This is a genomic window from Vibrio chemaguriensis, assembly GCF_012275705.1.
Taxonomy (GTDB): Bacteria; Pseudomonadota; Gammaproteobacteria; order Enterobacterales; family Vibrionaceae; genus Vibrio; species Vibrio diabolicus.
The window spans coordinates 97,016-109,414 of record NZ_SHOE01000002.1 but is presented as its reverse complement, the minus strand read 5'-3'; the positions used below and the strand labels follow the sequence as shown (position 1 = coordinate 109,414).

The 12,399-nt window shown below is 46.2% G+C and carries 11 protein-coding genes; 10 read left to right on the top strand and 1 reads right to left on the bottom strand.

Going from position 1 to position 12,399, the window contains the following annotated elements:
* Positions 1-144: 144 nt before the first annotated feature.
* Positions 145-1,737, top strand: coding sequence for an ABC-F family ATPase (locus EX191_RS02795; RefSeq protein ID WP_012841837.1), 1,593 nt, complete (start codon positions 145-147; stop codon positions 1,735-1,737).
* A gap of 362 nt (positions 1,738-2,099) precedes the next feature.
* Here EX191_RS02795 and EX191_RS02790 read toward each other — a convergent pair whose 3' ends face one another.
* Complete coding sequence (locus EX191_RS02790) at positions 2,100-2,933, bottom strand: formate dehydrogenase accessory sulfurtransferase FdhD (protein WP_005396179.1); 834 nt, start codon at positions 2,931-2,933, stop codon at positions 2,100-2,102.
* 325 nt (positions 2,934-3,258) lie between these two features.
* Between EX191_RS02790 and EX191_RS02785 the strand changes: the two genes are divergently transcribed.
* The 9 genes from EX191_RS02785 to EX191_RS02745 all read left to right on the top strand — a co-directional run bounded on the left by EX191_RS02785 (position 3,259) and on the right by EX191_RS02745 (position 12,175).
* Positions 3,259-3,723: a DUF3305 domain-containing protein gene (locus tag EX191_RS02785; protein ID WP_005396177.1), complete on the top strand. Its 465-nt coding sequence runs from the start codon at positions 3,259-3,261 to the stop codon at positions 3,721-3,723.
* Positions 3,713-4,342 carry a DUF3306 domain-containing protein gene (locus EX191_RS02780; RefSeq protein WP_193447083.1) on the top strand — a complete coding sequence of 210 codons (630 nt, stop codon included), beginning with the start codon at positions 3,713-3,715 and terminating at the stop codon, positions 4,340-4,342. Before EX191_RS02785 ends, EX191_RS02780 begins: the two co-directional genes overlap by 11 nt.
* Before the next feature lie 308 nt (positions 4,343-4,650).
* Positions 4,651-6,312, top strand: coding sequence for a 4Fe-4S dicluster domain-containing protein (locus tag EX191_RS02775; RefSeq protein WP_005396174.1), 1,662 nt, complete (start codon positions 4,651-4,653; stop codon positions 6,310-6,312).
* Between the two features lie 9 nt (positions 6,313-6,321).
* Positions 6,322-6,948, top strand: coding sequence for a molecular chaperone TorD family protein (locus EX191_RS02770; RefSeq protein ID WP_193447082.1), 627 nt, complete (start codon positions 6,322-6,324; stop codon positions 6,946-6,948).
* Positions 6,949-7,021: 73 nt separating this feature from the next.
* The gene (locus EX191_RS02765) at positions 7,022-7,222 is read left to right on the top strand and encodes a twin-arginine translocation signal domain-containing protein (RefSeq protein WP_005396171.1); all 201 of its coding nucleotides are present in this window, start codon (positions 7,022-7,024) and stop codon (positions 7,220-7,222) included.
* Positions 7,223-7,232: 10 nt separating this feature from the next.
* The gene (locus tag EX191_RS02760) at positions 7,233-10,088 is read left to right on the top strand and encodes a formate dehydrogenase subunit alpha (RefSeq protein ID WP_193447081.1); all 2,856 of its coding nucleotides are present in this window, start codon (positions 7,233-7,235) and stop codon (positions 10,086-10,088) included.
* A gap of 11 nt (positions 10,089-10,099) precedes the next feature.
* Positions 10,100-10,708, top strand: coding sequence for a formate dehydrogenase FDH3 subunit beta (gene fdh3B, locus EX191_RS02755; RefSeq protein ID WP_005377536.1), 609 nt, complete (start codon positions 10,100-10,102; stop codon positions 10,706-10,708).
* 14 nt (positions 10,709-10,722) lie between these two features.
* Positions 10,723-11,775 carry a formate dehydrogenase subunit gamma gene (locus EX191_RS02750; protein WP_005396168.1) on the top strand — a complete coding sequence of 351 codons (1,053 nt, stop codon included), beginning with the start codon at positions 10,723-10,725 and terminating at the stop codon, positions 11,773-11,775.
* Positions 11,759-12,175, top strand: coding sequence for a membrane protein (locus EX191_RS02745; RefSeq protein WP_012841836.1), 417 nt, complete (start codon positions 11,759-11,761; stop codon positions 12,173-12,175). Before EX191_RS02750 ends, EX191_RS02745 begins: the two co-directional genes overlap by 17 nt.
* Positions 12,176-12,399 lie beyond the last annotated feature (224 nt).

The following is a 12,399-nucleotide window of genomic DNA, read 5'->3' as shown; positions in this document are numbered from 1 at the left end:
TGTGCTTGAGCTTTTTGCTTTGAAGAAGCACTGCGATAGTTTCACTAGCGATGAATTAATAAAAACAACACTTGCAGTATGTAGCATGAACAAGTACCGTTGCCCGGTTTTTCTAAATACACCCCAATTGCTAAGGTAAAGGTTTTGATCTCCACAGCGAATATTACTCAACAATTCGGCGCTAAGCCGCTATTCGAAAACATTTCAGTTAAGTTCGGCGAAGGTAATCGCTACGGCTTAATTGGAGCTAACGGTTGTGGTAAATCAACCTTTATGAAGATCCTCAGCGGCGAGCTTGAGCAAACCAGCGGTAACGTGAGTTACGATCCAAACGAGCGCGTTGCAAAACTAAACCAGGACCAGTTCGCTTACGAAGAATTTACGGTAATCGATACCGTTATCATGGGTCATAAAGAGCTATGGGAAGTGAAGAAAGAGCGTGACCGTATCTACTCACTTGCTGAAATGAGTGAAGAAGACGGCATGAAAGTGGCTGACCTAGAAGTTCAGTTTGCGGAAATGGACGGCTACATGGCAGAAGCAAAAGCGGGCGAGCTTCTTCTTGCGGTGGGTATTCCAATGGAACAACACTTCGGCCTAATGAGCGAAGTGGCGCCGGGCTGGAAACTTCGTGTGCTTCTAGCGCAAGTTCTATTCGCAGACCCAGACGTTATGCTGCTTGACGAACCTACCAACAACTTGGACATGGATACGATCCGTTGGTTGGAAGACACGCTAAACGCGCGTAACTGCACGATGATCATCATCTCGCACGACCGCCACTTCCTAAACTCAGTATGTACGCACATGGCTGACTTGGATTACGGTGAACTGCGCATTTACCCAGGTAACTATGATGAGTACATGACAGCAGCTTCTCAAGCTCGTGAACGTCTATTAAACGACAATGCGAAGAAGAAAGCACAAATTGCTGAGCTACAAACGTTCGTTGCACGTTTCTCAGCAAACGCATCGAAAGCAAAACAAGCGACATCTCGTGCTAAGCAAATCGACAAGATCAAACTGGATGAAGTTAAAGCGTCTAGCCGTCAAAACCCATTCATTCGTTTCGAACAGTCGAAAGAGCTGTTCCGTAACGCTCTGATTGTTGAAAACCTAAGCCAAGGATTCGAAGAGGACTTGTTCTCAGACTTCAATGCAATTTTTGAAGTGGGTGAGCGCGTTGCGATCATCGGTGAGAACGGTGTGGGTAAAACAACACTTCTAAACACGCTTGCTGGTGTGCTTGAACCGCGTGCGGGTGAGTACAAATGGTCTGAAAACTCAAACATCGGTTACTACGCGCAAGACCACGCGCATGACTTTGCAGAAGACATGAACCTAACGGATTGGATGGGTCAATGGCGTCAAGAAGGTGATGACGAGCAAGTCGTTCGTGGTTTCCTTGGTCGTATGCTGTTTGGTCAAGACGACATTAAAAAGTCAGTAAAAGTACTGTCTGGTGGTGAGCAAGGTCGTATGCTGCTTGGTAAGCTGATGATGCACAAGCCAAACATGCTGCTAATGGACGAACCTACCAACCACATGGATATGGAATCGATTGAATCTTTGAACACCGCGCTTGAGCAATACAAAGGCACGTTGTTCTTCGTATCTCACGACCGTGTATTCGTAGACTCGCTAGCAACGCGTATTATCGAAATCCGCGATGGCAAGATCACGGACTTCAAAGGCACGTACTCTGAGTTCCTAAAATCTCGTGGCGTTGACGCGTAATTACTAGAGAAGCGTTTAAAAAGCAAAAGCCTCGCTATTTAGCGAGGCTTTTTATATTGGTCTTAATCCTTAAACTGACCGGTTATATACGCATATATGCCGACGACACCAAATGTAATGATCATTGAGAGCATAATGCCACTGGGCGTGAGCAAAAAATTCCACAGTTGGTCATTGTCCATAGTTCACATCCTTTGTGAATGAGCTGTAGTTAGCATCAATTAAAGCAAGCGTTGTTATTACTACAACACACGTTGCTGTTTCTGACTTATATCGTTTAATTAAGCCTTCATAACGTGATGATTTACTTATCCCAATTGTTATAAGTTTACACGAATCGACGGTTTTGTATTATTTTCTCGTTAACGAGATGCACTTTCGCCTTTCACATCAAACTCAATCTTGTCGGCTCCGGTAAATACTTGGAAGCGTAAACCTTTTGCTCGCGCAATGGTCGTAATGCCAAATTGCTTCGCTAGATCTAACCCCATTTGAGTAACACCAGAGCGAGAAAGCAGAACAGGAATGCCCATTTGAGCCACTTTAATCACCATCTCTGAAGTAAGGCGACCAGTTGTGTAGAAAATTTTATCTTCACCTGTTTCTTCTTTGAGCCACATCTCACCTGCAAGCGTATCCACTGCATTGTGGCGGCCGACATCTTCCACAAATGACAATACCTCATTGCCTTTGCAAACCGCACAGCCATGCACCGCACCTGCTTTTTTGTAGGTGTCGTTGTAATGAGTAAGCGCTTCTAGTGCGGAATAGATTTCTGATTGTTTAAGCGGAACTTGAGGCACTTGGTAGTTTTCAAGCTGCTTCATCACGTTGCCATACATGGTGCCTTGACCACAGCCAGATGTGACGGTTTTCTTTTTCAGAGCGCCTTCTAAATGTTCGGTATTTTCTTTAGTAATCACCGCTGCGGAATGCGTTTCCCAGTCAATAATGACGGATTCAATCGCTGCTGGATCGGACAGGAAGCTTTGGTTTTTCAAATAACCCAGTACTAACGCTTCTGGACGCGAACCTAGCGTCATGAGCGTGACCACTTCTTTCCAGTTCAGCATGACCGTAAGAGGGCGCTCGCACGCGATTTGCTTCGTGAGCTTTTCGCCGTACTCGTCGTACACATCGACTTCAATGGTTTGCAGGGGATTTTCACTGGTTTTAATAATATTTGGTTTCAGCACAGTCGTGTCCTAGTGATTAAGAGCGTTAGGTTGCTACGCATTTAGCTTGCTAAGTGGTTAGCAAAGCAAATCTCGTTCCAAAATAGCGGTTCCCACAAAAATTGCGAGGTTTTATGTCAACAATGCATTAAAACTGCGAGTTCGCAGTAATGACACATCAGTACATTTGAGTTTCGGCTAGTTTGGTACTTATAGCCAGAGGACATGAATAGGCTAAGCTTTATCAGTGTGGCTCGTTTATTGCTTATAAGTCAATAAAATGGTCGAAAGTAAGGTCAAAGTGTCCTGATTGCTTTCAGACCAAAATAGAAAAACTGGGTGAGTTATGTCGGATAAGAAAGATTTCGAGAACAATTACGAGAAGACCGAAGACGCATGGCCAATTGGCGTAGAGCTTGTTGAGCATGAGATCAGTACAGGGATTTGGGTAACAACCCAATGGCAGTTGACGGGATTTGCGCTAAATCCGACGGAAGAGACTCCAGATGTTTGTCTGTTGCAATTGCACAAAGACGAACGTACAGACTACCGCTTTAACTTAAGCTCTCAGCAACCTAAACTTTTTTTAGTGATGGATAACGTCGAGTCTGGTGAAAAACCAGCGATACAGTTACTAACGGCTTCACAATCTGTCGCGGCGCAATATATGGATGGCGACAACCTTGTACTATCCAACGATATGCCGTTAGCCGTTCAGGCTTGGATGGAAGCCTTTATTGGTCGCCACGGTGAGTTGTTAGAAGTAAGACGTAAGAAACGCAAAGGAGCGGGCAGAGCAAATGGCAACTAGTTTTTTAAGCCGTTGGTCGAAACGTAAATTAGAAGAACCTTCCCAACAGGATGAAGAGATCACGCCGATAGCAGAGACGGAGCAATCCGAAGATTGTGTCACAGCGCTTTCAAACGCTGACGAAAGCTCAGACGCTTTGAACGTCAACGAGGTTAGTCAGTCACCAGACATTACCGCGAGTGTAGAGACTGAAAAGCCCGAAGAAATGTCTGTGGCGCAACTGCTGGTTTCTGAAGCTTCAGAAAGCGTTAAGAAAGCCGCGCTGCGCAAAATGTTCTTGTCCGAAGAATTTAACGTGCGTGATGGCCTAGACGATTACGATGATGATTACAGTAACTTAAAGTCACTTTCTAAAGACGTCGCAGAGACGCTGCGTGATTGGGTTAAAGAAAAAGTGGAAGAAGAACCAGACGCTGAAACGGCGCAAGGATCTGAACTTAACGCTGACGATATCGCATCTGAGGTGGTTGAAGACTCAGAACTAAACGCCGAAAAAAGTGCCGGAATTACCCAAGATGAAAATGAACTGTATATAAATACAGTGTCTGGTGAAAGTGATACTTTTGCTGAGGAATCACCGCCTAACGAGGTGAGACAAAATATACCACACAAAGAATAGGTACATTTTGACTAAACACTCAATGAACCGGCTGGGACAAAATGTCTCAACCGGTTTTTTTATCCCTACTATTTGTCGGTAAAATATCTAAGTGATTGAATTTTAATTGATATTTTATTGGCATGACATTTGCTATTTGTTGCTCAATACCAATCTGGTTGAAGTTAGCACGGACGCACTGCGTAGTATTCATCGCCTATAGATGGCGGAATAAGAATGCTCATTGATAAGTTAATCAGCAGAATCTCCGGCGCTAACTACACTAAGAGATGGAAAAGACTATCCATGTTCATAAATGGAATTGAGCAATGCTGAAACAATTATTAGAACAAGCAACTTCCAATAACGGTAAAGCGAGGCTGTACGCTTTCGAAAATACCGTAGAGTTGACCAATCTTATTCCACCAACCGTAAGCTATGAAAGCGGCGGTAATACTTTGATTGTGGGCCCAACGGCAATCATCGAAAGTGCGGCAGCGCAATTGTCGCAAATGAACAGCCTAACGCTGCTTTCTACCGATGGCGAAAAGGGCACAAATCCCGAGCTTTATTACGCCAATTCGGTTCAGGTTTCAGGGTTCTTAGGTACGTTTGAAGTTCTGATTGAAAATCATGGTTCGACCAACAATCTTGCCAAGGTCGCGATCAATAGCGATTGTTTCGATATCGTACTCGATCTTTGCCTTAACAGCTGCATGTCGGAAGAAGTCCCAGTACCGGGCTACTACCCAGTAGGTCGTGGCTATCCGAAACTGGCTGAAGCGTTGGAAGAGATTCCAACCTTAATGGGGACGTTCGATAAACCGAAATTCTTCCGTTTAGATACCGATTTATGTGCACACAGCTCTCGTGGCGTAAAAGGTTGCGAACGGTGTGTGGATGCTTGTCCGGCAGGGGCACTATCTAGTGAAGGCAGCGACAAAACGGGCCATCGCATCGAGATCAACCCATACCTATGTCAAGGCGTCGGTACTTGTGCTACAGCGTGTCCGACAGAAGCGATTCATTACGCACTGCCAAACCCTGAAGATACGCAAAAGTTTATTGAACGTACGCTAGCCAACTATGAGCAAGCGGGTGGTTTAGATCCTATCGTATTGATTTGTAGTTCACGCCACGAGAGCTACAACGTGATGGCACTAAAAGCACTGCCAGATAATGTAATTCCAATTGTGGTGGAAGAACTGCCTTCGGTTGGTATAGATACTTGGTTTGCTGCGCTTGTGAACGGTGCTACTCAGGTGCTGTTTGCGGCTTCGCGTTTTATGCCTCAAACCATTATTCGTGTGCTTAATAGCGAAGTAGGTATTGCTCAAGAGCTGCTCGACCAACTTGGTATCGCCAAAGAAACCATCGACATTTTGTATCTAGAGTCATTACGTGAAGGTGCTCCGACACTTTGTACCGAGTCTTTTGATTTGGCATTAGGAGACTTGCAAGGTAACAAACGTCAGCGTCTATTTACGGCGTTGGATGCATTGTCAGCATCACGTATTCCAGTTGAGAACATTGTTGAACTTCCAGCGAATGCACCTTACGGCACGGTCTCTTGTGAAAGCAAAGATTGTACGTTGTGCATGAGCTGTGTGGCTGTGTGTCCAACACGTGCATTGCATACGGACGGCCAATCTCCGTCGCTTAAATTCGTCGAGCAAGACTGCATTCAATGTGGGCTGTGCGAGAAAGCGTGTCCAGAGAAAGTGCTGACGCTTACTCCTCGTATGAACTGGGTGAAAGAAGAACGCCAGAAAGCGGTTGTGATTCATGAAGAAAAGGCAGCCGAGTGCATTCGTTGTCACAAGCCTTTTGCTCCGCAATCGATGATCGACATGCTGCAAAACAAGCTTCGTGGTCATTCTCATTTCTCTGATGAAGCCGCCATTAATCGCATCGCCATGTGTGAAGACTGTCGTGTGATCGACATGTTTGAATCGATGGCTGCTGATCCAATGAATCAATTGAAATACTAGGAGCTCGCAGTGGATACACAACAAGAACAAACACTGAGAACAGACATTTATCTCGTTCTATCCGCACTTTTTCGTAGTGCGCCAAGTGATGAGATGCTGGTGTTCCTGAAATCGCTAGAAATTGAACCGTCTGAGAGCGCGATGCAAAAAGCTTGGCTCGCACTGCAGCAAGCCGCGAACGAAGCGCAACGAGAAGCGTTAGAAGAAGAATATCAAGATCTGTTTATTGGCATTGGACGTGGTGAAGTTGTGCCATTCGGATCTTGGCATCGCACTGGCTCAATGATGGAAAAACCGTTAGCGGAAATTCGTCGCGATTTGGAACTTTTAGGCATCGAACGGGAAGAGAACGTGAAAGAGCCTGAAGACCATATTTCTGCACTGTGCGAAGTGATGGCAATGCTGACGGGTGAAGAGGAAGAACTTCAACAAGCGGTGTTTAACAAACACATCGCGCCGTGGTTCCAATCTTTTACGCGCCAACTAGAGAACGCAGAAAGCGTGAACTTCTACAAGCCAGCTGCACAGCTTTGCGATGCATTTTTAACGTTAGAGCAAGTGCGCTTTAGCGTGAACACCAAAAGCAGTAAGAGCAAATTAAAAATTGATGTGAAAAACGTCACTGATTACGAGTAATCGAGCAGTGCTTGGTCATATCGATAGAGAGGCATGAGTCTCCAAAGATCTACCGTAAGGTAAGGAAGCAATGATGAAAGATAATAAAGAAATAAACACAAGCCGTAGGGATCTCCTAAAAGGCTTCACAACCGCTGCCGTTGCTGGTGCTGTTGTTGCGGGAACCACGAAAGTGGCCGTTGCTTCAGAAACGGTTGAGCCTTCTGAAAAAGACGTGAAGAAGAAAGGGTATCGTGAAACTCAACACATTCGCGATTACTACGACACACTTTAGGAGATAACGGATGAAACTTGTCAAACGCTCCGACAGTGTGAGCAAAGAAACGAACCAGCTTGGCGTATCTCGTCGTGCATTCATGAAAAACACTTCGCTTGCCGCTGGTGGCGCAGTGGTTGGTGCTAGTCTATTCGCACCGGGAATGATGAAAAAAGCGCAAGCAAAATCAGTCGATCCAGAAGCGAAAACAGAAGTAAAACGTACTATCTGTTCTCACTGTTCAGTGGGTTGTGGTATTTACGCAGAAGTTCAAAATGGTGTTTGGACGGGTCAAGAGCCTGCATTCGACCACCCATTTAACGCCGGTGGTCACTGTGCAAAAGGCGCCGCACTGCGTGAACATGGTCACGGTGAGCGCCGCCTTAAATACCCAATGAAGCTTGAAAACGGTAAGTGGAAAAAGCTTTCTTGGGATCAAGCGATCGAAGAAATCGGTAACAAGGTGATGGACATCCGCAAAGAGTCTGGCCCTGATTCGGTTTACTTCTTGGGAAGCGCAAAGCACAGCAACGAACAAGCGTACTTGTTCCGCAAAATGGCATCACTTTGGGGTACGAACAACGTTGACCACCAAGCGCGTATTTGTCACTCAACAACCGTGGCGGGTGTAGCGAACACTTGGGGTTACGGAGCGATGACCAACTCTTTCAATGACATGCACAACTGTAAGTCGATGCTATTCATTGGTTCAAACCCAGCTGAAGCACACCCAGTAGCGATGCAGCACATTCTGATCGCAAAAGAGAAGAGCAACTGTAAGATCGTCGTAGCGGATCCTCGTCGTACACGTACGGCAGCAAAATCGGATCACTATGTATCACTTCGTCCTGGTTCTGACGTAGCATTCATTTGGGGTGTGTTGTGGCACATCTTCGAAAACCAATGGGAAGATAAAGAGTTCATCCGTCAACGTGTATTCGGTATGGATGAAATCCGTGCTGAAGTGGCGAAGTGGACGCCAGCAGAAGTTGAGCGCGTAACAGGCGTAAGCGAAGACGACGTTTACCAAACAGCAAAACTGCTTTCTGAAAATCGCCCAGGCTGTATTGTTTGGTGTATGGGTGGTACTCAGCATACTACTGGTAACAACAACACACGTGCTTACTGTGTGCTTGAACTAGCGCTTGGTAACATTGGTAAATCAGGCGGCGGCGCAAACATCTTCCGCGGTCACGATAACGTACAAGGCGCAACCGACCTTGGCGTACTTTCTGACACGCTACCGGGCTACTACGGCCTTTCTGAAGGTGCTTGGCGTCACTGGTCAAAAGTGTGGGAAATCGATTACGAATGGATTAAAGGCCGTTTCGATGACAACGCTTACGGTGGTCAAAAACCAATGCACAGTGCAGGTATTCCTGTATCTCGTTGGGTTGATGGTGTACTGGAAAACAAAGACAACATTCGTCAACGCGAAAACATCCGTGCAATGTTCTACTGGGGACACGCAGTGAACTCTCAAACACGTGGTGTTGAGATGAAAAAAGCGATGCAGAAGTTGGACATGATGGTGATTGTGGACCCATACCCAACGGTTGCTGCGGTAATGAACGACCGTACCGACGGCGTTTACCTGCTTCCTGCAACAACACAGTTTGAAACATACGGCAGTGTTACCGCTTCTAACCGCTCTCTACAATGGCGTGATCAGGTGATTGAACCTTTGTTCGAATCAAAACCTGACCATGAAATCATGTACCTGCTTTCGAAGAAACTGGGTTATTCAGATCTTCTGTTCAAAAACATCCGTGTTGAAAACAACCAGCCGGTGATTGAAGACCTAACGCGTGAATTCAACAAAGGTATGTGGACGATTGGTTACACAGGCCAAAGCCCAGAGCGTTTGAAAGCGCACCAACAAAACTGGCATACGTTCCACAAAACCACATTGGAAGCGGAAGGTGGCCCTGTAAACGGTGAAACCTACGGTCTACCTTGGCCATGTTGGGGTACACCGGAAATGAAACACCCAGGTACACACATTCTGTACGATACGTCTAAGACGGTTGAAGAAGGTGGTGGTAACTTCCGTACGCGCTTTGGTGTGGAATTCGAAGGCAAGAGCCTTCTTGCAGAAGACAGCTACTCGAAAGGCTGTGAAATCAAAGATGGTTACCCAGAGTTCACTGACAAGTTATTGAAACAACTTGGTTGGTGGGACGATCTAACTGCTGAAGAGAAAGCGGCAGCAGAGGGTAAAAACTGGAAGACTGACCTTTCTGGCGGTATTCAGCGTGTCGCGATCAAGCACGGTTGTATTCCATTTGGTAACGCGAAAGCGCGTGCGATTGTTTGGACGTTCCCAGACCGCGTACCGCTGCATCGTGAACCACTATACACACCACGTCGTGACCTTGTAACGGACTACCCAACTTGGGACGACAAAGATGCGATCTTCCGTGTTCCTACGTTGTATAAATCCATTCAAGAGCAAGACAAATCTGGCGAGTACCCAATCGTTCTGACTTCTGGTCGTCTGGTTGAATACGAAGGTGGCGGTGAAGAGACGCGTTCAAACCCTTGGCTTGCCGAGCTTCAACAAGAAATGTTTGTTGAAGTGAACCCGAAAGACGCGAACGATCTTGGCTTTAGAGATGGTGATGATGTTTGGGTTGAAGGTGCAGAGAAGGGAAGAATCAAGGTGAAAGCGATGGTTACACGCCGTGTGAAACCTGGCTTGGCGTTCATTCCGTTCCACTTTGGCGGTAAGTTCGAAGGTGAAGACCTACGTCCTAAATACCCAGAAGGTACACAGCCTTACGTTGTTGGCGAATCGGCCAACACGGCAACCACTTACGGTTACGACCCGGTTACCTTGATGCAGGAAACCAAAGTAACCCTATGTAACATTCGTAAAGCGTAAGGAGTCTGACAATGGCACGAATGAAATTTCTATGTGACACCAAGCGCTGTATCGAGTGTAACGGCTGTGTTACTGCATGTAAGAACGAAAACGACGATGCGCTTGAATGGGGCATTCAACGTCGCCGCGTGGTAACACTAAACGATGGTGAAGCCGGTGAAAACTCCATCTCTGTTGCTTGTATGCACTGTACCGATGCGCCTTGTATGGCAGTTTGTCCAGCAGACTGTTTCGAACATACCGAAGACGGCATCGTTCTTCACAATAAAGATCTGTGTATCGGTTGTGGTTACTGTTTGTTTGCTTGTCCGTTTGGCGCACCTCAGTTCCCTAAACAAGAAGCGTTTGGCGAACGTGGCAAAATGGATAAATGTACTTTCTGCGCGGGCGGCCCAGAAACAGAGCCAGGCTCTGAGGAAGAACGTCAAAAATACGGTGCGAACCGTATCGCAGAAGGCAAGTTACCGATGTGTGCATCGCTTTGTTCAACCAAAGCGCTGCTGGCGGGTGACGCAGAGAAAGTCTCTGACATTTTCCGTCAACGTGTGGTAGAACGCGGCGCGAAAAACGCAGGTTGGACAGACGGAAACGATCTTTCTTACGATGCGACGAAAAGCTAAGTAAGGAGAGGCACATGTTAAACACGCTTAAACGTGCGTCTCTAGCAATGCTGTCAATGATGACGGCATTGCTGCTGACTTTCGCAATGCCTGCTTCAGCAGAGGAACAATCTTCTAAAGTTATTCAACAGGAGATCACGCAACTCGCCGGGGCAGACTATTGGCGCGAGGTCAGAGAGGGGCAAGAAGGCTACACCACGTCTCAATCGCCAGAACATGGCGTATTGATCAGTAAACCTGGTGAGACTTGGTATATTCTAAAAGAGAAATGGATGTCTCCTGCGGGTGCTGTCGCGATTTTCGGCAGTATTGCAATGGTAATCATGGCTTACGTACTCGTTGGCCCTTTAATGCTTAGCAAGCCGCGTACTGGCAGAAAGATGAAACGTTGGTCTCGTTTAGACCGCGCGCTTCACTGGAGTATGGCGTTTACATTCTTAACGTTGGCATTCAGTGGTTTGATGCTGGTTTACGGTAAGCACTTCTTAAAACCGTACGTTCCTACTGAGTTCTGGGGCTTTATCGTCATGTTGGCGAAGCAGTACCACAATTACATGGGACCATTGTTCTTCATTTTGCTGATGCTCGTGCTCTTTAAATGGTGGCGCAAGTCGATTCCAAACATGACTGATGTTCGTTGGTTCATGAAAATGGGCGGTATGGTTGGTAAACACAAAGGCACACATCCGTCAGCTGGTTTCTCAAACGGTGGCGAGAAGGCAATCTATTGGTTATTGATCTTCTTTGGTGCTATCGCGGCAGTGAGTGGCTTAGTTCTGGACTTTCCTATCTTTGGCCAAACTCGCCGTGACATGGAGCTTTCTAACTTAGTTCATGCGATTTCGGCGCTGATTCTAATCTGTGGCTTTATCTTCCACATCTATATTGGTCTATTCGGTATGGAAGGTGCGTTAGAAGGCATGGTAACTGGTGAAGTCGATGAAACATGGGCGAAAGAACACCACGATCTTTGGTATGAAGAAGTAAAGTCCAAAGAAGCGATGGGCGAAACAGATACGGCACAAACGGAATCAAAAGGAGCGAAAGCGAATGAACAAACCTCATAACGGGATTTGGGTTGCGTACATCCTGAGCTGTTTGACCCCGTTTACGTTTCTGATCTCAGGCGTTATCGCAATTATCTATGCTGGTTACCGATTAGATAAGGGAGAAGACAGCGACGTAGTGATTTCTCATTACTACGGTTTAATTCGCACCTTCTTTCTCTACCTGACGTTTTTTGTTGTGTTGATCGTCACCGTCGCGACTTCTAATGGTGTACTCGTTGGCGTGAGTGATTATTGGTTGCATAGTACTTTGCTTGAAACCATCGCTTACTTTATTCCTTGGGTAGGGATGGTGTTTGCTGCATTAGCCATCTTGGTGTGGTTTATGCGAATGTTTCAAGGGATGCAGCAACTGCGCAATAACCAACCACACAGACCATCGACAGGTCCAAACCTTTAATCAGTATTCTTTAAGCAAAACCGCCGTAATAGGCGGTTTTTTTGTTGCTGTCATGTCTCAAATATGAAGCACTGAGTCCCACAGGTGATACTTGATGCAACTTATTGAGTGAATTTACGTAACTGGGCAGAAAATCATAGTTAAGTAAGAAACATGTAAAAAAATCGCGTCGCGATGAGACATTAGTCTCACTCACGCTATTGTTCATTTACTCAGGATTCATC